We start from the raw sequence: 21,485 nt of genomic DNA, 5'->3' as shown, positions 1-21,485 counted from the left end.
TGGCATGGCTTTTCATGGGCGGGGAACCTCTGCGGTTTTTACCTGGATTTCGGGTCCGTCTTGTCGGCCTTTCCGAGCGGGTGGTGTTCTTTCAGGCTTTCGCGGAGGTGGGAGGTGTCGAGATGGGTGTATATCTCGGTGGTGGTGACCGATTCGTGTCCGAGCATCTCCTGTACCTGGCGGATACCCGCCCCGCCGGTCAGCAGGTGGGTGGCGAACGAGTGCCGCAGGGTGTGGGGACTGATCCGCTTGACGATTCCGGCCTCCTGGGCGCACCGTTTCAGGATGGTGAAGACCATGACGCGGGTGAGTTCCTCTCCCCGGCGGTTCAGGAACAGGGTCTCCTCGCAGCCCCGGGCAACCTTCATGGCGGCCCGCTGTCCGAGATACAGTCCGATGGACTTACGGGCCTGGTCGCTCACCGGCACCAGCCGCTGTTTGTCGCCCTTGCCCGTGACCCGTATGTATCCGTCGTCGAAAAAGAGGTCGGAGATGCGCAGCGTTACCAGTTCCGACACGCGCAGGCCGCAGCTGTACAGGGTCTCCAACATGGCCCGGTTGCGGTGTCCCTGCGGTTGGCTGAGGTCGATCGTGCCGATGATCCGGTCGATCTCCTCCACCGTGAGCACGTCGGGCAGATGACGGGAGGGTTTGGGCGGGTCGATGAATTCGGTGGGCAGATTTTCGATGCGGTCGGTGACGGCCAGAAAGTGGTAGAAACTCTTCACCCCGCTCAGTTTCCGGGCCTGGCTGCTCTTGCTCATGCCCAGGTCGTAAAGCTCCGCCATGAAGGCCTCCAGATGGGGCGCTTCCACCTCGAGCGGTCCCAGTCCGAACTCCCGGCCGATGAATCCGGCCAGTTCCCGTGCGTCGCGCATGTAAGCCGCCACGCTGTTCGGCGACAGGTGTTTTTCGATCGTGAGGTATGTTTCGTACTCGGGGAGCAGGCTCTCCCAGTTTTCGCTCCGGTTCGTTGCCATATTCCGTGATTAATCGCTACCTTTACGCAAAAATACGCATAATATTCCGAAAAAATGGACTATATCGAACTTTCCGTTCCCGTGGCGGATGCCGCGCAGGCGGAGATCGTGACGGCTTTCCTGGCCGATTTCCCCTTCGAGAGTTTCACGGAAGAGAGAGGGGTGCTGAAGGCCTATATCCCCAAGGACCGCCTGGCCGACTGCAAGGCCGGGGTGGACGAGTGCCTGCGGGAGCAGGGCATTGCCGGAGCTACCTACGTCTGTATCGAGACGGTGAACTGGAACGCCCTGTGGGAGTCCCGTTTCGAACCGGTCGAAGTGGAGGGCCGCTGCATGATTCGGGCCCCGTTCCATGAGGCCCGTCCCGATCTGCCGCTGGAGGCGGTCATTATGCCCAAGATGTCGTTCGGGACCGGCCACCACGCCACTACCTGGCTGATGACGGCCGAACTGACCGATCCTGCCCGGGACTGGACGGGAAAACGGGGGCTCGACATGGGCAGCGGTACGGGGGTGCTGGCCATCGTGGCGGCCCTCCGGGGTGCCGCGCACGTAGACGCCGTCGATATCGACGAGTGGGCCGACGAGAACTGCCGCGAGAATGTCGCGGTGAACGGTGTCGCCGACCGGGTGACGCCCCTGCTGGGCGACGCTTCGCTGCTGGCGGGACGCCGGTACGATTTCGTGCTGGCGAATATCAACCGCAATATCCTGCTGGCCGATATGCCCGCTTATGTCGGGACGCTGTCCGAAGGGGGCGAACTGCTGATGAGCGGTATCCTCGAAGGCGACGTTCCCGCGATTTCGGAACGGGCGGTTTCGCTCGGCCTCTCCGTGACGGCTACGCGCCTGAAGGATGGCTGGGCCGTGGTCTGCTGCCGGAAAGCCGTTTTGCCTCAGTAGCGGAACGAAAGCTGGACGAAGAAGTTGCGCGGGGCGGTAAGGGCCGAATTGAAATTGACCACCTGCGGGGCGTAGTCGAACAGGTTTTCGCCGCCCACGGCGAGCATCACCCGGCGGTTCCACTCCGCGTTCAGCGTCACGCCGCATACGGCGTAGGAAGGATGGCGGGCCGTATAGGTTCCCGTGTAGTATTTGAACTGCCGCATGGCGGCGATCACCTCCGGGGTGGGGCCTCCCGGCTTGCCGTCGATCTTGTCGCGGATGAATCCGGCCAGTGCATCGGGTATCTCGATGTAGGGCATGAAATCCTCGTACTCCTTGGCTCCCACATAGCGCACGTGGGCTTCGGCGCCGAACGTGAAACGCTTGCGGGCGAAACGGTAGTCGAGCGAGAAGGTGGCCGTGTGGGGGCTGGGAAAGATGTACTGGGTGGAGCCTTCGGGCGCGTTGTCGTGCTGGTAGACGTAGTTGTAGTTGCCGTTGAGCACGAGGCCCGGCAACAGCCGCAGCCGGCCGATCAGTTCGACGCTGCCGAACCGGCTTCGGTCGATGTTTTCGTAGCGCATCACCTGCCTCGTGCCTTCGTCCGGCAGGCGGCGGGCGTCGATCTTGTTGCGGAAATAGCTCTGGTTCACCGAGGCCGACAGGTTGAACGCCTCCCGGTCGTATTCCAGGCAGAGCGACAGATAGTGGTTCTTTTCCGGTTTCAGCCCGGGATTGCCGATGATCCGGGGCGAGTTGGCCACCGGAATGTCCAGTTCCATGTACATTTCCTTGAGCGACGGGTTGCGGTATCCGTTCGAATAGTTGGCCCGTACGGAAAAGTCGCCCGCTGTGAGTTTGGCCGAGGCTTTCGGGGTGACCTGCCAGCCGAACCGGTCGTTGTATTCGCCCCGCACGCCCACCACGAAACTGACCCGGTGTCCGGTCAGTATCTCGTCCTGTACGTAGGCCGAACCGGTGTTCATGCTCTTTACGTCGTCGAACCCGCGCGGGTCGGCGTTCAGGTCGAACCGGAGCTGCTCGTTGGTCATCTCGATTCCCGTGGTGAGACGGTGCGAGCGGCCGGCTTCCAGCGTCCACAGCAGGCGGGGAATGTTGTAGGTGTGACGCTGTTTCGGGGTGCGCACGCCGCTGAGGCTGTCCAGGTCGCGGCGGTATTCGTCCCGCACGTAGGAGAGGTAGATCTTGTTGCGGCGGTTGGGCGAGTGTTCCATGAGCGCCTTCAGGTTGTATCCCCGGTAACTCTCGAACGTCCACACGTCGTTGTTGCCGAAAACCGCCGAGAGGGGGTTGTCGTCCATGATGCTGTTCTGGAAATCGAACCGCTGCTTCCGGAAGTAGCTGCCCGAAAGTTCGAAGCGGAACTGCTCCGAGAGTTCGTAGTCGAACCGCTGTCCCACGCTCCAGTCCCGCCAGCCGCTGACGCTCAGCCCGCGCGAATCGGGCGGGACGCTGAGCGTGGTGTCGGAGACGGGAGTGCCCGGGTTGAAGGAGGGTGTGCCGGTCATCATCGAGGCGATGTCGGGCGACATGGGGATCAGGCGTTCGTAGTGCCGCTCTTCGTTTTTCGTGCCGCTCAGCCGGTAGGCGTCCACCGAACGGTAGGAGGCTGTGGTGAGCGAACGGAACCGGTTCAGTTTCAGTCCCACGCTCACCTCGCTGCGGAGATTGGGCACGTCGAGCCGGTCGCGGTAGGTCTCCAGGTCGTGGGTCGAGGCGCCGGAGCCCATCGTCTCGCCGCCGTTTCGCTGGAAAGGCGTGCCGTAGCGCACCGACGCGCCGACTTCGACCCTCTCCCGGGGCATACGGGTGATGACATTCACCACGGCTCCCATGGCATTGGAGCCGTAGAGCACCGACGAGGCGCCCCGCACGATCTCGATCCGCTCGATGTTGGAGAGGGGAATCCGGTTGTAGTCGATATTGCCGTAGGTCTCGCCCGCCATCCGTTCGCCGTCCACCAGAAAGAGTACGTACCGGGCGTCGAGCCCCTGGAACGACAGGCTCTGGCCGTAGCCGGCCTGGTGGAACTCCACGCCGGCCAGCTCCTTTTCCAGCAGGCCCTGGAGGGTGGGGATGCCCGAACGGCGGATTTCGGCCGCGGGGATCACGCGTGTCAGTACGGGGGCGCTCTTCAGGGGCAGCGGGGCGCGGGTGGCGGTGACCACCACTTCGTCCATGCGGTAGCTGCGTACGGAATCGGCCTCCGACGCCCGGCCCGGCAGTGCGGTCAGCGGAAGCAAAAGGAGCGGGAGCGTGTATTTCATAGGCGATAAGTAGGGTTGTGGCTGGCAAAGTTAAAACAATTTATTAACTTTGCGGCTGCATTGACCTATGAAACGGATAGTCGCCATATTGTTCTGTGCCGTCGTACTGGCCGGGTGCAGCCGCGAACTTCAGTCTTCGGATTACGAACTCTGGGGCGTGGATGTCTCCAAGCACCAGAAAAGGGTGGACTGGGAGGTGGTGGCCGAGGAGAACCGGCCCGATTTCGTCTTCCTGAAAGCCACCGAGGGCACTCTCATCACCGATCCTTCCTATGCCCGCCATGCGAAAGCGCTCGACGAGGCGGGTATCCTGTGGGGGGCCTACCACTTTTTCGGCCATCGTACCAGCGGCAAGGCACAGGCCCGCAATTTCATCCGGACGGCCAAACTGAAAAAGGGCAATCTTTTTCCCGTGCTCGACATCGAGCGTCACCGTTTCATGAAAGACCCCCGGCGGTCGGTGCGCGAGGCGAAGGCTTTCTGCCGCGAGATACGCCGTTACTACGGGGTGAATCCGATCATCTACTGTTCGACGAAATTCTACGAACACTATTTGCAGGAGGATTTTCCTGCGGACGAATACACGCTCTGGATCGCAGACTATACGAAAAACCCGTTCCATCTGGACTGGGTGTTCTGGCAGCACACCGACTCGCACTCCCTCGCGGGAATCCGTGGCGGCGTGGACCGCAACGTCTTCGCCGGCGACCTTGCGGAGCTTAAAAAACTGACGTTATGAGTATCGAAACGGATTATCTGGTGATCGGCAGCGGAATTGCCGGTCTGACCTATGCGCTGAAGGTGGCCGAACACGGGCGTGTGGTGATCGTGACCAAAGGCGAGATCAGCGAGAGCAACACCAATTATGCGCAGGGCGGCATCGCCTCGGTGACCTACGAGCCCGACACGTTCGAGAAGCACATCCACGATACGATGGTGTGCGGTTCGGGTGTGAACAACCGCGAGGCGGTGGAACTGGTGGTGCGCCGTGCGCCGGAGCTCATCAAGAACCTCATCGCATGGGGGACCAAGTTCGACAAGACACCCGAAGGGCGATACGAACTGGCCCGCGAAGGGGGACATACCGAGCACCGCATCCTGCACCACGACGACCTGACGGGGGCCGAAATCGAGCGGGCCCTGATCCGGCAGGTGAAGCGCCACCACAACATCGAGGTGCTGGAACACCATTTCGCGGTGGACCTGCTCACCCAGCACCATCTGGGACAGCTCGTCCGCAAGAGCACGTCGGACATCACCTGTTTCGGGGCCTATGTCCTCGACCTGAAGAAGCGGCACATCGTGACCGTCCTCTCCAAGGTGACCGTGCTGGCCACGGGCGGGGTGGGGAACGTCTATCACACCACGACCAATCCTTCGGTGGCCACGGGCGACGGAATCGCCATGGCACACCGGGCGAAGGCCGTGATCGACAACATGGAGTTCATCCAGTTCCATCCCACGTCGCTCTACAATCCGGGCGAACGCCCCTCGTTCCTCATCACGGAGGCGATGCGCGGGTTCGGAGGGATTCTCCGCCTGCAGAACGGCAGGGAGTTCATGCAGAAATATCATCCGATGGGTTCGCTGGCCCCGCGCGACGTGGTGGCCCGCAGCATCGATAACGAGATGAAGATCAGCGGCGAAGAGTTCGTCTATCTCGACATCACGCACAAGGATGCGCGGGACGTGATCCATCACTTCCCGAATATCTACAAGAAGTGCCTGTCGATCGGCATCGACATCACGAAGGATATGATTCCCGTGACCCCTGCCGCCCATTACTGCTGCGGAGGCGTGCGGGTCGATCTGAACGGCGAGACCTCGATCCGCCACCTTTATGCGCTGGGTGAAACTTCCTGCACGGGACTGCACGGGGCCAACCGGCTGGCGTCCAATTCGATGATCGAGGCGGCCGTCTACGCCGACCGGGCTGCGGCCCACTCGACGGCGGAGATCGGGGATATCCGGCTTCAGCACGGGATTCCCGACTGGGATTACGAAGGGACGAGCAATCCGGAGGAGATGGTGCTCATCACGCAGAACCGCAAGGAGATGCAGCAGATCATGAGTAACTACGTGGGCATCGTGCGCTCGAACCTGCGCCTCGACCGGGCACGCCGGAGGCTGGAGATCATCTACCGGGAGACCGAGGAACTCTATCTCAAATCGACGCTGAGCCAGGAGCTGTGTGAGCTTCGCAACATGATCGCCATCGGGTATCTGATCATCAAACAGGCCCAGCAGATGAAGCAGAGCGTGGGCCTGCACTATTCGCTGGACTATCCGCTCACCACACAGAACGAATATTAATGCCATACAGGAGAGAGACCGCATGACACTCAGAGAGGAGATCGAACGGCGGAGGACGTTCGCCATCATCAGCCATCCGGACGCCGGAAAGACCACGCTCACCGAAAAACTGCTGCTTTTCGGCGGGGCCATCCATGTGGCCGGTGCCGTGAAGTCCAACAAGATCAAGAAGGGGGCGACCTCCGACTTCATGGAGATCGAACGCCAGCGGGGAATCTCGGTGGCCACGTCGGTGATGGGATTCGAGTACGGGGGATGCAAGATCAACATTCTGGACACCCCGGGCCACCAGGATTTCGCTGAGGACACCTACCGCACGCTGACGGCCGTGGACAGCGTCATCATCGTGATCGACGGAGCGAAGGGCGTGGAGACCCAGACCCGCAAGCTGATGGAGGTGTGCCGGATGCGGAAGACGCCCGTCATGGTCTTCATCAACAAACTCGACCGCCCCTGCAAGGACCCGTTCGACCTGTTGGACGAGGTGGAGTCGGAACTGAAGATCAAGGTGCGCCCGCTGGCGTTCCCGATCAGCGACGGCCCGACTTTCAAGGGGGTGTACAATCTGTATGAGAACAACCTCTCGCTCTTCACCTCGGACGAGCGGCAGACGGCTTCCGGCCATGTGGAGGTGACGCTCAATTCGCCCGAACTGGACGGTTATATCCGTCCGTTCACCACCCGGCTGAGGGAGGACCTCGATCTGGTGGAGGGTGTTTACGAACCGTTCGAACGGGAGGCCTATCTGCGGGGTGAACTGGCCCCGGTCTTTTTCGGCAGCGCGATCAACAATTTCGGCGTGCGGGAGCTGCTGGAGTGTTTCATCCGGATCGCCCCTTCGCCGCGTCCTTCCCGGACCGAACAGCGGGAGATCGACCCCTACGAGGAGAAGATGACCGGCTTCATCTTCAAGATACACGCCAACATGGACCCCAACCACCGCGACCGGATCGCCTTCATGAAGATCTGTTCGGGCCGTTTCGAGCGGGGCAGGAACTACCTGCACGTGCCCAGCGGAAAGTCGATGAAGTTCTCGTCGCCCACGGCCTTCATGGCCGAGAAGAAATCGGTGATCGACGAGGCGTTCCCCGGCGACATCGTGGGGTTGCACGATACGGGCAATTTCAAGATCGGCGATACCTTCACCGAAGGCGAAAAACTCAAGTTCACGGGAATTCCCTCCTTTTCGCCCGAGTTGTTCCGCTACATCGAGAACGGCGATCCGCAGAAGTTCAAGCAGCTGGCCAAGGGAATCGACCAGCTGATGGACGAGGGTGTGGCCCAGCTCTTCACCAGCAAGATGAACGGCCGCAAGATTATCGGTACGGTGGGTGCCCTGCAGTTCGAGGTGATCCAGTACCGGCTGGAGCACGAGTACAATGCCATCTGCAAATGGGAACCGATCCAGATTTACAAGGCCTGCTGGATTCAGTCCGACAATCAGGCCCAACTGGAGGATTTCCGCAAACGGAAGTACAACAGCCTCGCCCTCGATAAACACGGCCGCGAGGTCTTTCTGGCCGATACCTCCTATGCACTGGCTATGGCGCAGGAGAAATTTCCGGACATCCGCTTCTATTTCACGTCCGAATTCTGAGCCGCTCCGGCCGCTACCGGAAAGTGCCTGTCCGACAAATCCGGTTTCAATCTCCGCCGGAATGTATTCCGGCGGGGCATTTCGGGGGTGTTTGCCGGATTCCCGGCGGAAAACAGTGCCGTGCCCTTCCCTGAAGGTGCGGCCGGTGCCTGCCGAAAGGTGAATTTTTCCTATTTCCGCCGTCCGGTTTTTTTCAGTTGTTTGAGTTCGCGTTTGCTCATTTCTGCCTGGAGTATCTCGTCTGTCTGCACGGCGCGGTAGCTGCGGCCGGATACGAGCCGGACATGGCCCTCCTCCGTGGCGAATACGGGGTTCAGGTACACATTGGCCGTCAGACGCTTGAAACTCTCGAAATCCTCTTTGCCCAAAGTCTTGTAGTAGAGCCGAACACGGACTTCGTGCCGGCTGCCGTCGAGCGAGCCTGCACATCCCAGTGCGGTGCCGGGGTAGACGTCGTCGCCCGGATTTACCTGATGGGAGCCCGGTTCCAGCACGCAGTAGTAGGCCAGCGTACCGTCGGCGTGTTCCACCAGAATCCCGTTGCTGGTGGTGCTGCCGATCTCCCCGTCTTTCAGTCTGTTTGTGCCGGGGCGGTCGCTCGTGGCGACGACCGTGCCGCGCCGTATGGCGAATACCGTGTCGCCCCGTTGCAGGATGAATTGGTGACTGACCGCTTCGTTGCGGCGGTCAACAGGCATCCGGTCTTTCGATACCCGCATCCGCAGGGTTCTCACAGTGACCGAATCGGGACGGTGGAGGCTGAACGGAAGCCGGTAGACGAACCGTTCGTCCACCTGTTTGGGATTGATGACCCCCTGCTGCGGCAGGTAACGGAAACGATAACGGATGGGGCGGTCGCTGTTTTCCGGGCGGAGCGTGTAGATCAGTCCTTCGTACCGGACCGGTATCATGATGTTTCTCGGCTCCGTGCAGTTTTCCAGATTCTCGAAATTCAGGAAGATCGTGTAGGTGCCCGGCCGTCTCTTGGATGCCCAGAAGGAGATGCTGTTGTCCTTGTTGCGTTTGGACACGATTTCAACCGGGAGATCGGGTCTGTCGGTCCGGGATTCGATGTTCGGCCGCTCCGAAGGGTGCCCGGTGGGATACTGCGCCATGACGGCCGGTGCCTGCGCCATGACGAATGACAGAAGCAGGATTCTTTTCATAGGTAGCGGATTAAGGTATTGGTATTCCGAAAGTAGGGAATTTCCGGAACATATCCTAATCTTCATCCGCTTTTTTGCGGGTTTATCGCAGCTTGTTCTTTTCGAAGTGGGGGGCGACCCGCAGCCGGAAATAGACGATCGAAACGACCGTCAGGCAGGCGCCGAACAGGTAGGCCGTGTCGAACGTGCTGATCTGGCCGATGTAGCCGCCGGCCACCAGTCCGATACCGATGCCCACGTCCCACGACGTGAGGTAGGTCGAAGTGGCCGTTCCCCGCTGGCTGTTGGGGGCGAGGTTGACGAACAGGGTGTTGAAGGCGGGGAACATGGTGCCGAATCCCACGCCCAGCAGCAGGGCGACGCCGAAATAGACACCTGTGCTTACCCGGTCGTCCCACTGGGCGAGGAAAGCGCAGGCCGAGAGGGCGAAGAAACAGACACAGGCCAGATACATGCCCAGCGAGATCACCTGCGGGATACGGCCCTTGTCGACCTGGCGTCCGGAGAAGATCCGGGATACGGCCATGCCGACGGCCATCAGCGTGAAGAAGAGCCCCGAGCCCCCTGTGATACCCAGCTGGCGGGCGTACATGGCCACATAGGTGGTGGTCATGCCGTAGGGAATCGAGAGCAGCAGCAGGGCGAAACCGGCCCGGATGCCCTTCAGCAGGATGAACCGGTCAAGCGATACGGGCTCCCGTTTCACGGGCTGTTTGGGCGGGGTTTTGACCAGCGTGGCCATGACGAAACCGAGCGAACAGGACCCCAGGGCGCAGAGAAAGATGGTCGTGAACGAATAGAAGTCGTGCAGGAAAAGCCCCACCATCGGGCCGATCGACATGGCTATGTTGTTCGAGAGACCGTAGTAACCCACCGCCGTGCCCCGGCGCGAGGAGGGGGTGATGTCGATCACGATGGTGTTGCCCGACACGGTGACCGTGCCGAAAGCCACTCCGTGCAGCACGCGCAGGATGATGAACAGCGTGAGCGATCCGGCCAGCAGGTATCCCGCGAAGATCGCCGTGAAGATGAAGAAGGCGAACAGGTAGAGCGGCTTGCGGGCGAACGTGTCGAGCAGGTAGCCCGAAAATGGGCGGACGGTAAGCGCCGCGACAGTATAGCAGCTGAGCACGATTCCCGCCGTAGCGTTGCCCGTACGGAACACTTCGGTGAGGTAGAACGGCAGGACGGGCATCAGCAGGTAGAACCCGAAATAGAGCAGAAAATTCGCCGAGAGGATGAAGCAGTAGCTCGGCGTAACCAGACGGTCTTGCGTCATACGAAACATCTAATTTGCCGCAAAGGTAATGATGTTTTGGGAAAAACGGTTTCCGTGATGACCGATTATTCCTGCTGCGGTAATCCGTTCTGCGGGGAGATTATTTCGTAAGCGTTGGATCGTAGTGTTGGTTACGGCGCTCCGAATGTGACCGGGACGGTTTCTCCGGCCAGAAGGAGCGCTTCGGCGCGCTCCACGTAGTCGGTCGTGCCGATCCGGTAGGTCAGGGTGAATTCGCTGGGGCGGGCCGGGGTGCCGGCCGATCCGTCGGACAGGGTCGGGAAGAGGTAGATCAGCGACGGGGGCATGTTTTCGAAACGGTCGGCTTCGAATGCTATCGTTCCCGGTTCGGAATAGTTGCCGTCGGCATCGACCCTGCGGGCCACGTCTGCGATGTAGAGCGAAACGGCCTGGTCGAAGTCCGGGTGTACCGTGACGGGGACCCGGGCGGTGACGGGGACCAGGTCGAAGGAGGTCTCCATGAGCCGGCTTCCGATCTGCATCCCGGCGGACTTGCCCAGCAGATAGCCGGACCCGGTGATGTTGTCCTTCATCGAGATGGAATAACGGTCGAACGAATAGACCGACTCGTCGTGTACGTTGGCCCAGCACCAGAGCGTGTAGTCGCCCCGCGGAATGCGTTGCGTGGCGGAGAAACGGAAGGAGCCGTCGGCCTCCTCCACGGCGGACGCCTTCAGTGTTTCGGGGTCGAAGGTCACCGGACCCGAAATGCGTCCCCCGACGTTGTCTTTCAGGAAAAGCTGGAGTTTCCCGACCGGGAATTCCCCCGTGCCGTCGCCCGCGGCGGTGAAGCGGAAGGTCATGTCGCAGAACGAGATGTCGCATGTCTCCTCTTTGCAGGAGCTCAGGAGTGCGGCGGCAGCCGCCAGAATGAACAGGGTCTTTTTCATGGCTAAAAACGATAGGCGAACGAGGCTCCGCCGCGGGTGATGCCGAATTTGTTTTCTTTCACGTGTTCCCGGATCTTGTAGTCGGGCTCGTGCTTGCAGTAGACGTCGTTGTCGAAGCGCCACCAGCCCGCGCCGATAAACAGGTCGAAATACCAGTGGTGGTTGAAAATCCACTGGTGTCCGTAGCTCAGACCCAGCGCCCAGGCGTGTCCCTGGCGGATGTTCTGGAGCTTGCTGGGCTGCAGGCGGTCGTAGTTGGCGTAGTTGCCGTGCAGACCGAGGTAGTGCTTGTTGAACTTTTCGCAGAAATAATAACGGATTTCGGGCGTAAGCATGTAACCCCGCATCCGGAAGTTCTTCACGTTCCAGAACGGCGAATAGTATCCTTCGGCCGCCAGCGTGAAGTGTCTGGCCAGGGCGGTTTCCACGCCGAGGTTGCCGATGGCGATCGCCCATCCGGGCAGGTTGGCTCTCAGGGTGGTCTGGGCGTTGAGGCCGGTGGCCGAGAGCAGGAGCGCCGACACGAGAAGGGTCAAGGTTTTTTTCATAGAGTCCGTATGTTTGACAGTTGGGTACGACGGGCAAAGTTAAAAACTAATCCCGGAAACGCAAGTGCGATTGTGTCCCGGAAAGCGGTTCGGGTGACGATTCGGACCGTTCGGAATGGGAATGTTGATAAAAATACAATAAAAGTGAGGGGTGCGGGTTTTTTTCTGAAAGAAGAAAAATGTAACTTTGAGGTCATGGGAAAGAAACAATGGATTATCTGGGGCGCCGCCGCCGTGGCGGCGCTGGTCGTAATCGCCGCGGTGTGGAGCGTCGTGGCGGACCGCGGCGGGACGGCCTCCGAGGAGGCGGAGCCCGGGGAGGTGGCTTCGGCCGAGCTGCTGTACGGTATCGACAAGGGGCAATATATCATCGAAGAGGGCGAGGTGGAGAGCGGGCAGACGCTATCCACGATTTTCGCCCGCTACGGAATCGGGCCCGTCGTGGTCGATCGCGTGGCGCGGGCGGCGGAAGAGGTCTTCCCCCTGCGCAACATGCGGGCCGGACATGCCTATACGGCTTTCCTGCGGGCCGATTCGACCCGCGCGCTGGAGCATTTCGCCTATGAGAAAAGTCTGACCGATTTCGTGGTCATTTCGCTCGACGGCGACTCGGTGAGGGTGACTTCCGGCAGCAAGGAGGTGCGGGTGGAGCGGCGGCGCTGTACGGCGACGATCTCCAGTTCGCTGTGGAACTGCATGGTAGACAACGACCTGAGCCCGGCACTGGCGATGGACCTGTCGGATATTTTCGCCTGGACGATCGACTTCTTCGGCCTGCAGGAAGGCGACGGCTTTACGGTGGTTTACGACGAGCGGTATGTCGATTCCGTGTCGGTGGGCGTGGGCCGTATCTGGGGGGCCATTTTCAACCATGCGGGAAAGAGTTATTACGCCATCCCCTTCAAACAGGGAACCAAGATCACCTACTGGGACGAACAGGGCAACTCCCTGCGGAAAAACCTGCTCAAGGCCCCGCTGAAATTCTCCCGGATCAGTTCCCGTTTTTCGCGTTCGAGGCTGCATCCCGTGCTGAAGATACGCCGTCCGCACTACGGGGTGGACTACGCCGCCCCTTCGGGGACACCGGTGCATGCCGTGGCCGACGGGGTGGTGGTCTATAAAGGTTACAAGGGCGGAAACGGCAATATGGTCAAGATCAAACATGCCGGAGGGCTGATGTCGGGTTATCTCCACCTGAGGGGATACGCCAAGGGACTGGTCTCGGGCAAACGTGTGGCGCAGGGCGACCTGATCGGATATGTGGGCTCTACGGGTATCTCCACGGGGCCGCACCTCGATTTCCGATTGTGGCGCAACGGCCAGCCGATCGACCCGCTGAAGGTGCCGTCGGAGCCGACGGAGCCGATCTCGGCGGAGAACCGGGCCGATTTCGACATGATCCGGCAGCTCGTGCTGGCCGAGTTGAACGGGGCTTCGGCCGATTCGGCGAGGGTGGTCACCCAGCTCGATTCGCTGGATGTCTACCGGGCGGTTCCGGTCGCGTCCGCCGGGGAGGAGAAGTAGGATGCAGAACAAAGGGGCGGCCTCGTACGGCCGGAATGGGGAGATGGATCGTTCGGATATGCAGAGTAGAGCGGAAGATGCCGCCGGGGACGTTTTCGCTCCCGGGGCGAAAATCATCGTGACCGGGGCGACCGGCATGGTGGGCAGTCATCTGGTGGCGGAACTGTTGCGGCGGGGTTGTTCGCAGTTGGTGCTGCCCGTCCGGAATCCGGCGCGGGCGGAACGGCTGTACGCCACGCTGGAGCGCGAAGGGGTGATCTCTTCGTCGGGGGCGTTGCGTATCGTGGAGGCTGCGCTGAACAATCCGCTCGAACTGGCCGGACTGCTGGAAGGTACGGACACCGTGTTCCATTGTGCGGCCCGGGTGTCGCTGGACGGCGGCGGGGCGGAGGAGATGATCGAGACCAACGTGGAGATGACGGCCCACCTGGTCAATGCCGCGCTGACGTGCGGGGTGAGGCGTTTCATGCATGTGAGTTCGATCGCGGCACTCGGCACGGCGCCCGACGGCGGCCTGACGGATGAGACCGCGACGCTGGAGAGTCTGGCAGGAACCTCCCCCTACGGAATCGGCAAGTTTTTCGCCGAAAACGAAGTCTGGCGGGGCGTGACCGAGGGATTGCGGGCCGTGGTGGTCAACCCGGCCGTGATTCTCGGGGCCGGCGACTGGCGTACGGGCAGTCCCGCGATCGTTCCCGTGCTCGCCGGCGGTTCCTTTTTCTACCCGCAGGGGGCGACCGGATTCGTTGACGTGCACGATGTGGCTCGGGCGCTGGCCGATCTGGCCGGATGCGGGGGAGCTGTCGGAGAGCGTTTCATCCTCTGCGGAGGCAATCTCTCCTACCGGGAGCTGCTCGAAGCCGGAGCCCGGGCCGCCGGCCGGAGGGGACCGAAGATGAAGGCGGGCCCGAAGTTGCTGGCTGCGGCGGTGAAAACGGCCCGGATATTCGGAGGAAGGGCTCTCCTTTCGCAGGAGCTGGCGGATATTCTCTCCCGCAGCTGTCGCTACGACGGCAGTAAAATCGGCCGTTATCTTCCTTCGTTCGTTTATACGTCTCCGGAGCGGAGCGTCGCCCGGCTGGTGGCCTTGTACAGAGAAGACAGAAAAAAGAGATAGTATGGAAAAGACGGCGGTCATCATCGTGGCCGGAGGTTCCGGTACCCGTATGGGATCGGAGGTTCCCAAACAGTTCCTGCCGCTGGCGGGACGTCCGGTGCTGGTGCACACGCTGGAGCGGTTTCTCGCAACGCTTCCGCGGGCCGATGTCGTGGTGGTGCTTCCTGCCGGGGAGACGACCCGCTGGGAGGCGATCTGCCGGGAGTACGCCCTGGAGGGAACACACCGGGTATGTCCGGGCGGGGAGAACCGTTTCCTTTCGGTGAAGGCCGGGCTGGCGATGGTTCCCGATGCGGATTTCGTCCTGGTGCAGGACGGCGTGCGGCCGCTGGCGAGCGGAGAGCTGATCCGCCGTGTGCTCGATACGGCACGCCGGACGGGAGCTGCCGTTCCTGTGGCCGAACCGGCCGATTCGTTCCGTCGGGTGGATGCGGAGGGTGTTTCCGCGGCCGTGGACCGCTCTTCGCTGAGGTCCGTGCAGACTCCGCAGGGTTTTCGCGGGGAACTGCTCCGGCAGGCCTATCGGCAGCCGTGGTGTGCCGCCTTCACGGACGATGCGACGGTCGTGGAGCGTGCCGGAGTACGGATCGCCCTGTGCGAGGGCGAGCGGAGCAATATCAAGATCACCACGCCGTTCGACATGGTGGTCGCCGGGGCCTGGATCGGCCGTACGGAGCCATAGGCTCGGCGGCCCGGAAAAAGACGATGCTATGGAAGAGATTTTCAGATATAAGTTCGACAGGCGCAGCAAGCGCATCACCGCAGCGGTGATCGTGGCGGTGACGGCCGCTTTCTGCGTGATCCTGTGGTTCGGTGTGGGGGGCTACCTCTCTGCGTGGTTCCTCTTTTTCGTGCTGGCGGTGGCGGCGCTCTATATCCTTTCCATTCCGCGATACGTGAGGGTGGATGACGAAGCGTTCGAGATACACTGCGTGGTGGAGCTGACCCGCATCCATATCGGGGATGTGAAGTCGGCGGTCCGGCTCGATGCCGACGCCATGCGCTACGCTTTCCCCCTGCTGGGCAGTTACGGCTTTTTCGGCTATTACGGTTATTATTACGACCTGCGGGAGTGGCAGACGATCAAGGTGTATGCCAAACGATGGGACGATTTCGTGCAGGTCGAGGACATCTACGAACAGAAGTACGTGGTGAGCTGCCCCGATCCCGACGCTCTGGTCGCCGCGGTGAACCGGGCCCGGAAACGCTATCTGGACCGGGACTTCCGGGAGCAGAATCATCGTCCCTGAACACACCCTAGTATATATTTAATGTTTGTGCAGGAGATGCTGAAAAAGTACTGGCGTAATCCGTGGGGATTGGAAAAGACATGGTTTCATATCGTTCCTATTATAGCTTGGGAAATATGGATGATTCCGTATGCGGTGAAACATTGGAGCATGTCGCCGGTGGGCGGTGTGATATCCATGTTTCTGGCGGGTTTGTGTTTGGCGGTAGTATTGTACGGCTTTTCATATTACAACTATGTGATCGTCCGGGATAAAGGGTTCACTGTAAGGGGAGTGTTCTATCGGTTTGTCAATGATAGTTACGAATATTCGGAGATCCGAAAGATCGAATTTGTGAATCGGACGGGACAAATGGGGTATCCTTATATGCGAATCTACACGAACGGAGGGCGCACCCGGCGTTATTTTATCGAATTGGTTGCTCCCGACCGGCTACGGCCTTTGATGCTCGATCTGCAGGAACGGGGCGTGAAAGTGGAAGCCCGGAATATGGAATCTTTCTTGAAATTGAAGTCACGACGATAATGTGTGCGGAATGGTGTATAAGATGAAGATATTTCGCTCGCCGCAATGCAGGAGATTCTTTTTTGTTGAGCGGCGTGTTGCTGGTGGTCGGATGCTTCGCAAGCCAGATATTGCCGGGATTCCGGGAGCCGTTGAGGCCGATTCTGTCATGTCTGCTGGGAGGTGTGCCTGCTTTTTGTGCGATGCTTTACGGTCTTGCCTGTGCATGGTATTTGTCGATTGGAAATGATCGGCTATGTGTGTCGAACGGCGTGTTTAAACAGTCCGAGGAAGTTTTGTACGGAGATATTGTCCGGGTCGGATTGAGAAAATTGTCGCCGAACGCTCTCGGTCTCGAATTGACATGGAAGATCGGAGGTATTGACAATACCAAGTTATGGAGACTCTACCTGGTAGATGCCGGTGAGATCCCTCGGATTGCTGCGGAGTTGAGAGCTGAAGGGGTTCCGGTGGATGAACGTTCGAAATATTGAGCCGTCGTTGTCCTTGTTATTTGTGTTTGCGCACGAGGTAGACGATTTCGTGGCGCAGGGCGTACCGGGCGACCTCTTCGGGGGTGAGGGTGGCGGCGTAGTCGATCGACTCGACGGAGAAACCCGCTTCGGCCAGCCGGTCGGGGTAGTCCCTGCCGTAGTCGCGCACGTGGTCTTTCTGGCCGAAAGCCCGTTCTCGGCCCGCCTCGTCGGTGATCGAGGGGTCTTCGTAGGTGACCTCCCGTTCGTAATTGACCGGTGAGAGCAGGATGCCCCACCCGCCGGGGCGCATCACCCGGAACATTTCGCGCAGAGCCAGCCGGTCGTCCTCCACGTGTTCCAGAATGTGGTTGCAGAAGATGACGTCGAAACTGTCGTCCGGAAAGGGAATCCGCTGAATGTCCATTTTTACCTTGGCCAGCGGCGACTCCAGGTCGGCCGTCACGTACCGGTCGCCCAGCGCCCGCTCGAACCTTTTGATGAAACAGTGTTCCGGAGCCACGTGCAGCACCCGGGGACGGGCGGTGAAAAAGTCGGTCTCCCGCACCAGATAGAGCCACATGAGCCGGTGTCTCTCCAGCGCGAGACAGCGGGGACAGAGCGCATTGGCGCGTGGCGTGACATATCCGTAAGGCAGGAATCTGCGGTAATGCGCCCCGCACACGGGACACTCCGAGCCCCGTCCTGCATAGGCCAGCCCCAGCACCGGGGTCACCAGGTGGACTACCCGCTGGATGTGGCGGCGCGGAACGTGGTTCAGTACGTATCGGATCGCTCGTTTCATCGCCCTATTCCTCTTTCAGCACCTTGGCCACGTCGTCCTCGGCCTTTTTCAGCTTTTTCTTGCAGAGCCGGATCAGCTCCGTCGCCCGTTTCACCTGTGCGGCCAGCGCGTCCACGTCGAACTCCTCCCGGCTGAACCGGTCGAGGATCGTCTCGATCTCGCGGATCGCCTCGCTGTAAGTGGGTTTCGTCTCTTTGCTTTCCATTGACGTATTTCGTTTTTTCGTTCTATCGTATGATCGCCTCTTTTTCGCCGCGTGCGAAGGTGATCCGCACGGGGTCGCCTTCCCGGAGCGCTGCACCGTCCTTGACGGCTTTCCCTCCGCTGCGTACCACGGAAAAACCCAGCGCGAGGATTTTCTCCGGCCTGCGGCTTTCGGTCAGGGATTCCAGCATGGCGATGTGGCGTCCACGTGCGGTGAGCAGCGTGTGCGTCCGTTCGGCGAGCAGCGTCCGGAAGCCGTCCGTGCGGGTGCGGCCTGCCGTGAGAAGCGCTTCGCTGCGGCGGACCACCTCTCCGGAAAGGCGCTCCAGGCGCAGTTCCAGCGAACGGGTCAGTTCCGTGGCCGTCCGGGAGAGGGAGAAGCCGTATTCCTGAAGGGAGCGGCGGGCCTGGTCGAGCATGGTGACGGTCTGCCCCGTCACTTCGTCGCGGAGCGTGTCGAGCCACGTGTCGAACCGGGCCAGGCCGTCGGCCAGATGGGCCGCCACGGCGGTCGGGGTCTTCAGGGCGAGGGCCGCCACCAGATCGGCCACGCTCTGGTCCTTGTCATGGCCGATGCCCGTGAGCACCGGCAGCGGGAACTGGGCCAGGTGGCTGCACAGACGGTAGGAGTTGAAGCAGGCCAGGTCGCTCTGCGAACCGCCTCCCCGGATCACCACTGCCACGTCGAAGCGGTCGGCCTCGTCCGCCACACGTTCCAATGCGGCGATGATCGAGGCTTCGGCCTCGTTTCCCTGCATGAAGGCGTCGAAGAGCGTCACGTCGAAGGCATAGGGACTGCGTCCCAGCTCCTTCATGAAGTCCTGGAAACCGGCCGCGTTGCGCGAGGAGACCACGGCGATCCGCTGGATGACGGGCGGCATGTCGAGGCTCCGGTTCATGTCGTAAACCCCCTCTTCCTGCAGACGCAGGATGGTCTCCTGCCGCTGGCGTTCCATGTCGCCGAGGGTGTAGAGCGGGTCGATGTCGCTTACGGTGAGCGAGAGTCCGTACAGTTCGTGATAGTTGACCGAGACCTTCAGCAGTACCTTCATCCCTGCGCCCAGCGGGCTTCCGGTGGCCGATGCGAAATAGGAGGAAAGGGCGCCCCATGTCGAACGCCACACGATGGCGCTGCATTTGGCGCGGGGCACCTGGTTGTCGCCACCCTTCTCGACCAGCTCCATGTAGCAGTGGCCCGAGTAGTTCACCTTCAGTTCGCTGATCTCTGCCACGACCCACACGGGCAGCGGGAACGCCCCGTCGAGGCTCTCCTTGATCCGGGCCTGGAGTTGTTGCAGGGTGAGGTGTCTGGTTTCGGACATGGCTCTGAATGTTCTTCCGGGCGGTGCCGCCCGGGGGAGGATTGACCGGACAAAGGTACAATTATTAATCCGAATTATGAAATCGGGCACGCCTCTCCCCGGGCGATTGTTCCGTGGCCGGATTTTGCTTACCTTTGTCCGGTAAGAGCATACGTCATGGAGCATATTCTGAAACTGGCCGAAGAGAATCAGCGGAAAGCCCGGGAAGTCGTCCTCTGGCCCGCGGAACGGAGGAATCTTGCGGCGAACCGGTAAAAGGCGGCCGGATTGATTTTTTTTGATTATCTTTGTCGCCTAAAAAAACAGGATTATGGCAGAGAACAGCTTGCTTTCCCGTCTGGAGGGACTGAAACTGAAGTTCGAGGAGATCGGACAGCAGATGACCGACCCCGAGGTGATCGCCGACATGAAGAGATTCGTGGCCCTCAACAAGGAGTACAAGGAGTTGCAGCCCGTCGTCGAGGCTGGCGGCCGCTACCGTACGGCCGTGGCCAATCTGCAGGAGGCCAAGGACCTCTATGCCACCGAGAAGGACGAGGAGATGCGTGAGATGGCCCGCCAGGAGATCGCCGAACTCGAACCCCGCATCGGGGCCCTCGAGGAGGAGATCAAACTGCTGCTCATCCCGAAGGACCCCCAGGACGAGAAGAATGCCATCCTCGAAATCCGCGGCGGTACGGGCGGCGACGAGGCTGCCATCTTCGCGGGCGACCTGTTCCGCATGTACACCAAATATATCGAGCGGAAAGGCTGGAAATACGAGGTCAACAGCATGAGCGAGGGGGCCGCCGGAGGCTTCAAGGAGGTGGTGCTGAAGGTGACGGGAGACAGTGTGTACGGAACGCTCAAGTATGAGTCGGGCGTGCACCGCGTACAGCGCGTGCCGCAGACCGAGACGCAGGGGCGCGTCCACACCTCCGCCGCATCGGTGGCCGTGCTGCCCGAGGCCGAGGAGTTCGACATCGACCTCAACATGAACGACATCCGCAAGGATACCTTCTGTGCGTCGGGACCCGGCGGACAGTCGGTCAATACGACCTATTCGGCCATCCGGCTGACCCATATCCCCACGGGGATCGTGGTGCAGTGCCAGGACCAGAAGTCGCAGCTCAAGAATTTCGACAAGGCGCTGGAGGAGTTGCGTACGCGTATCTTCAACCTCGAATACGCGAAGTATCTGGAGGAGATCGCCTCCAAGCGGAAGACGATGGTCTCGACGGGCGACCGGAGCGCCAAGATCCGCACCTACAACTATCCGCAGGGCCGGATCACCGACCACCGGATCAACTACACGATTTACAACCTTTCCGCTTTCATGGACGGCGACATCCAGGACTGCATCGACCATCTGATCGTGGCCGAGAATGCCGAGCGCCTGCGTGCCAGCGAGGAGTAGGGGAAGGAAACGAAAGAGAATCCAACCGACATACGATGAACGCCAATCAGCTTTTCGAGCAGATCGAGAAAAAACGCAGTTTCCTCTGCGTGGGTCTGGATACCGACCTGAAAAAGACTCCCGAGTGCCTCTCCGGGGCGGACGATCCCCAGTTCGAGTTCAACCGGGCCGTAATAGACGCGACGGCTCCCTATACCGTGTGCTACAAGCCGAACCTCGCCTTCTACGAGGAGAACGGACCGGCCGGGCTGGCCAGTTTCGAGAAGACGTGCCGCTATCTGCGGGAGCGTTATCCGGAGATGTTCGTCATCGCCGATGCCAAACGGGGCGACATAGGCAATACGTCGCAGATGTATGCGCGTGCCTTTTTCGACGAGGGGCTGGTGGACGCCGTGACCCTGTCGCCCTATATGGGGCGCGACACGGTGGAGCCGTTTTACAACTATCCCGGCCGCTGGGCCGTGATCCTGGCCCTGACCTCCAATCCGAGTGCCTCCGATTTCGAGATGCTGCGGCTGGAGAACGGCGATTACCTTTACGAGCAGGTGCTCAAGGTGTCGCGCAGCTGGGGTACGACGGATGACACGATGTACGTGGTGGGGGCTACGCAGGCCCGGATGCTGCGGAGCATCCGCAAGATCGTGCCGCATCACTTCCTTCTGGTGCCCGGGGTGGGTGCGCAGGGCGGAAGCCTGGCCGAGGTGGCCGAGTTCGGGATGAACAAGCGGTGCGGCCTGCTGGTCAACTCCTCGCGCGGAATCATCTATGCCGACCGCACGGAGCGGTTTGCCGAGGCGGCCGGGGCGAAGGCCGCCGAGATGCAGCGCCAGATGGAGACCCTGCTCGGGCGATTCCTCCCCCGCTGACGCACCTCTTTGCACGATTGTTGATACCTATGCTTCACCCGCGGCCACGGCTGCGGG

Annotated in this window: 20 protein-coding genes; 11 read left to right on the top strand and 9 right to left on the bottom strand. The window is 60.8% G+C overall.

Annotation, left to right across the window (positions count from 1 at the left end; genetic code table 11):
- Window positions 1–38: 38 nt before the first annotated feature.
- A complete protein-coding gene (locus tag INF32_RS06380) occupies window positions 39–980 on the bottom strand; it encodes a site-specific tyrosine recombinase (protein ID WP_226387524.1) in 942 nt (313 codons plus the stop codon).
- A 54-nt stretch (window positions 981–1,034) separates the two neighbouring features.
- On the opposite strand from INF32_RS06380, the gene prmA reads away from it, so the two are divergent.
- Window positions 1,035–1,883 carry a 50S ribosomal protein L11 methyltransferase gene (gene prmA / locus INF32_RS06375; protein WP_226387523.1) on the top strand — a complete coding sequence of 283 codons (849 nt, stop codon included), beginning with the start codon at window positions 1,035–1,037 and terminating at the stop codon, window positions 1,881–1,883.
- Here the strand turns inward: prmA and INF32_RS06370 are convergent.
- The gene (locus tag INF32_RS06370; RefSeq protein WP_226387522.1) at window positions 1,877–4,153 is read right to left on the bottom strand and encodes a TonB-dependent receptor plug domain-containing protein; all 2,277 of its coding nucleotides are present in this window, start codon (window positions 4,151–4,153) and stop codon (window positions 1,877–1,879) included. The genes prmA and INF32_RS06370 overlap by 7 nt on opposite strands.
- A gap of 67 nt (window positions 4,154–4,220) precedes the next feature.
- Between INF32_RS06370 and INF32_RS06365 the strand changes: the two genes are divergently transcribed.
- The 3 genes from INF32_RS06365 to INF32_RS06355 are packed head-to-tail and all read left to right on the top strand — an operon-like array spanning window position 4,221 to window position 8,063.
- Complete coding sequence (locus tag INF32_RS06365) at window positions 4,221–4,892, top strand: glycoside hydrolase family 25 protein (RefSeq protein ID WP_226387521.1); 672 nt, start codon at window positions 4,221–4,223, stop codon at window positions 4,890–4,892.
- Window positions 4,889–6,466, top strand: coding sequence for an L-aspartate oxidase (gene nadB, locus INF32_RS06360; RefSeq protein ID WP_226387520.1), 1,578 nt, complete (start codon window positions 4,889–4,891; stop codon window positions 6,464–6,466). The genes INF32_RS06365 and nadB overlap by 4 nt, the downstream gene beginning before the upstream one ends.
- Window positions 6,467–6,488: 22 nt before the next feature.
- Window positions 6,489–8,063 carry a peptide chain release factor 3 gene (locus tag INF32_RS06355; RefSeq protein WP_226387519.1) on the top strand — a complete coding sequence of 525 codons (1,575 nt, stop codon included), beginning with the start codon at window positions 6,489–6,491 and terminating at the stop codon, window positions 8,061–8,063.
- A gap of 170 nt (window positions 8,064–8,233) precedes the next feature.
- Here INF32_RS06355 and INF32_RS06350 read toward each other — a convergent pair whose 3' ends face one another.
- From INF32_RS06350 to INF32_RS06335, 4 genes are all read right to left on the bottom strand, one after another.
- A complete protein-coding gene (locus INF32_RS06350) occupies window positions 8,234–9,229 on the bottom strand; it encodes a M23 family metallopeptidase (RefSeq protein ID WP_226387518.1) in 996 nt (331 codons plus the stop codon).
- Window positions 9,230–9,311: 82 nt separating this feature from the next.
- Entirely contained in the window at window positions 9,312–10,508 is a 1,197-nt protein-coding gene (locus tag INF32_RS06345) for an MFS transporter (RefSeq protein WP_226387517.1), read from the bottom strand.
- Between the two features lie 131 nt (window positions 10,509–10,639).
- On the bottom strand, window positions 10,640–11,419 hold the full coding sequence (locus tag INF32_RS06340) for a hypothetical protein (protein ID WP_226387516.1): 780 nt from the start codon (window positions 11,417–11,419) through the stop codon (window positions 10,640–10,642).
- A 2-nt stretch (window positions 11,420–11,421) separates the two neighbouring features.
- Entirely contained in the window at window positions 11,422–11,967 is a 546-nt protein-coding gene (locus INF32_RS06335) for a DUF3575 domain-containing protein (protein WP_226387515.1), read from the bottom strand.
- A 195-nt stretch (window positions 11,968–12,162) separates the two neighbouring features.
- Between INF32_RS06335 and INF32_RS06330 the strand changes: the two genes are divergently transcribed.
- The 5 genes from INF32_RS06330 to INF32_RS06310 are packed head-to-tail and all read left to right on the top strand — an operon-like array spanning window position 12,163 to window position 16,383.
- A complete protein-coding gene (locus tag INF32_RS06330; protein ID WP_226387514.1) occupies window positions 12,163–13,491 on the top strand; it encodes a M23 family metallopeptidase in 1,329 nt (442 codons plus the stop codon).
- A gap of 58 nt (window positions 13,492–13,549) precedes the next feature.
- Window positions 13,550–14,608 (top strand): NAD-dependent epimerase/dehydratase family protein, encoded by a 1,059-nt coding sequence (locus INF32_RS06325; protein ID WP_226387513.1) that lies wholly within the window; start codon window positions 13,550–13,552, stop codon window positions 14,606–14,608.
- Window position 14,609: 1 nt separating this feature from the next.
- Window positions 14,610–15,290: a 2-C-methyl-D-erythritol 4-phosphate cytidylyltransferase gene (locus tag INF32_RS06320; RefSeq protein WP_226387512.1), complete on the top strand. Its 681-nt coding sequence runs from the start codon at window positions 14,610–14,612 to the stop codon at window positions 15,288–15,290.
- Between the two features lie 28 nt (window positions 15,291–15,318).
- Window positions 15,319–15,858 carry a PH domain-containing protein gene (locus INF32_RS06315; RefSeq protein WP_226387511.1) on the top strand — a complete coding sequence of 180 codons (540 nt, stop codon included), beginning with the start codon at window positions 15,319–15,321 and terminating at the stop codon, window positions 15,856–15,858.
- A gap of 27 nt (window positions 15,859–15,885) precedes the next feature.
- Entirely contained in the window at window positions 15,886–16,383 is a 498-nt protein-coding gene (locus INF32_RS06310; RefSeq protein WP_226387510.1) for a hypothetical protein, read from the top strand.
- 489 nt (window positions 16,384–16,872) lie between these two features.
- On the opposite strand, the gene INF32_RS06305 is transcribed toward INF32_RS06310, so the two are convergent.
- The 3 genes from INF32_RS06305 to xseA are packed head-to-tail and all read right to left on the bottom strand — an operon-like array spanning window position 16,873 to window position 19,166.
- Window positions 16,873–17,640, bottom strand: a complete 768-nt coding sequence (locus INF32_RS06305; protein ID WP_226387509.1) for a class I SAM-dependent methyltransferase — start codon at window positions 17,638–17,640, stop codon at window positions 16,873–16,875.
- A gap of 4 nt (window positions 17,641–17,644) precedes the next feature.
- Window positions 17,645–17,845 (bottom strand): exodeoxyribonuclease VII small subunit, encoded by a 201-nt coding sequence (gene xseB / locus INF32_RS06300; protein WP_226387508.1) that lies wholly within the window; start codon window positions 17,843–17,845, stop codon window positions 17,645–17,647.
- 22 nt (window positions 17,846–17,867) lie between these two features.
- Window positions 17,868–19,166: an exodeoxyribonuclease VII large subunit gene (gene xseA, locus INF32_RS06295; RefSeq protein ID WP_226387507.1), complete on the bottom strand. Its 1,299-nt coding sequence runs from the start codon at window positions 19,164–19,166 to the stop codon at window positions 17,868–17,870.
- A 310-nt stretch (window positions 19,167–19,476) separates the two neighbouring features.
- Here xseA and prfA point away from each other — a divergent pair, with 310 nt between their 5' ends.
- Window positions 19,477–20,562 (top strand): peptide chain release factor 1, encoded by a 1,086-nt coding sequence (gene prfA / locus INF32_RS06290; RefSeq protein WP_226387506.1) that lies wholly within the window; start codon window positions 19,477–19,479, stop codon window positions 20,560–20,562.
- A 35-nt stretch (window positions 20,563–20,597) separates the two neighbouring features.
- Entirely contained in the window at window positions 20,598–21,428 is an 831-nt protein-coding gene (gene pyrF, locus INF32_RS06285; RefSeq protein ID WP_226387505.1) for an orotidine-5'-phosphate decarboxylase, read from the top strand.
- Window positions 21,429–21,485: the final 57 nt, after the last annotated feature.

It is taken from the genome of Gallalistipes aquisgranensis (assembly GCF_014982715.1).
Taxonomy (GTDB): Bacteria; Bacteroidota; Bacteroidia; order Bacteroidales; family Rikenellaceae; genus Gallalistipes; species Gallalistipes aquisgranensis.
This window is presented reverse-complemented; position numbering and strand designations above follow the sequence as displayed.

Coding starts and splice junctions, on each gene's coding strand:
- INF32_RS06380 (WP_226387524.1), bottom strand. CDS start 980: ATGGCAACGAACCGGAGCGAAAACTGGGAGAGCCTGCTCCCCGAGTAC.
- prmA (WP_226387523.1), top strand. CDS start 1,035: ATGGACTATATCGAACTTTCCGTTCCCGTGGCGGATGCCGCGCAGGCG.
- INF32_RS06370 (WP_226387522.1), bottom strand. CDS start 4,153: ATGAAATACACGCTCCCGCTCCTTTTGCTTCCGCTGACCGCACTGCCG.
- INF32_RS06365 (WP_226387521.1), top strand. CDS start 4,221: ATGAAACGGATAGTCGCCATATTGTTCTGTGCCGTCGTACTGGCCGGG.
- nadB (WP_226387520.1), top strand. CDS start 4,889: ATGAGTATCGAAACGGATTATCTGGTGATCGGCAGCGGAATTGCCGGT.
- INF32_RS06355 (WP_226387519.1), top strand. CDS start 6,489: ATGACACTCAGAGAGGAGATCGAACGGCGGAGGACGTTCGCCATCATC.
- INF32_RS06350 (WP_226387518.1), bottom strand. CDS start 9,229: ATGAAAAGAATCCTGCTTCTGTCATTCGTCATGGCGCAGGCACCGGCC.
- INF32_RS06345 (WP_226387517.1), bottom strand. CDS start 10,508: ATGACGCAAGACCGTCTGGTTACGCCGAGCTACTGCTTCATCCTCTCG.
- INF32_RS06340 (WP_226387516.1), bottom strand. CDS start 11,419: ATGAAAAAGACCCTGTTCATTCTGGCGGCTGCCGCCGCACTCCTGAGC.
- INF32_RS06335 (WP_226387515.1), bottom strand. CDS start 11,967: ATGAAAAAAACCTTGACCCTTCTCGTGTCGGCGCTCCTGCTCTCGGCC.
- INF32_RS06330 (WP_226387514.1), top strand. CDS start 12,163: ATGGGAAAGAAACAATGGATTATCTGGGGCGCCGCCGCCGTGGCGGCG.
- INF32_RS06325 (WP_226387513.1), top strand. CDS start 13,550: ATGCAGAGTAGAGCGGAAGATGCCGCCGGGGACGTTTTCGCTCCCGGG.
- INF32_RS06320 (WP_226387512.1), top strand. CDS start 14,610: ATGGAAAAGACGGCGGTCATCATCGTGGCCGGAGGTTCCGGTACCCGT.
- INF32_RS06315 (WP_226387511.1), top strand. CDS start 15,319: ATGGAAGAGATTTTCAGATATAAGTTCGACAGGCGCAGCAAGCGCATC.
- INF32_RS06305 (WP_226387509.1), bottom strand. CDS start 17,640: ATGAAACGAGCGATCCGATACGTACTGAACCACGTTCCGCGCCGCCAC.
- xseB (WP_226387508.1), bottom strand. CDS start 17,845: ATGGAAAGCAAAGAGACGAAACCCACTTACAGCGAGGCGATCCGCGAG.
- xseA (WP_226387507.1), bottom strand. CDS start 19,166: ATGTCCGAAACCAGACACCTCACCCTGCAACAACTCCAGGCCCGGATC.
- prfA (WP_226387506.1), top strand. CDS start 19,477: ATGGCAGAGAACAGCTTGCTTTCCCGTCTGGAGGGACTGAAACTGAAG.
- pyrF (WP_226387505.1), top strand. CDS start 20,598: ATGAACGCCAATCAGCTTTTCGAGCAGATCGAGAAAAAACGCAGTTTC.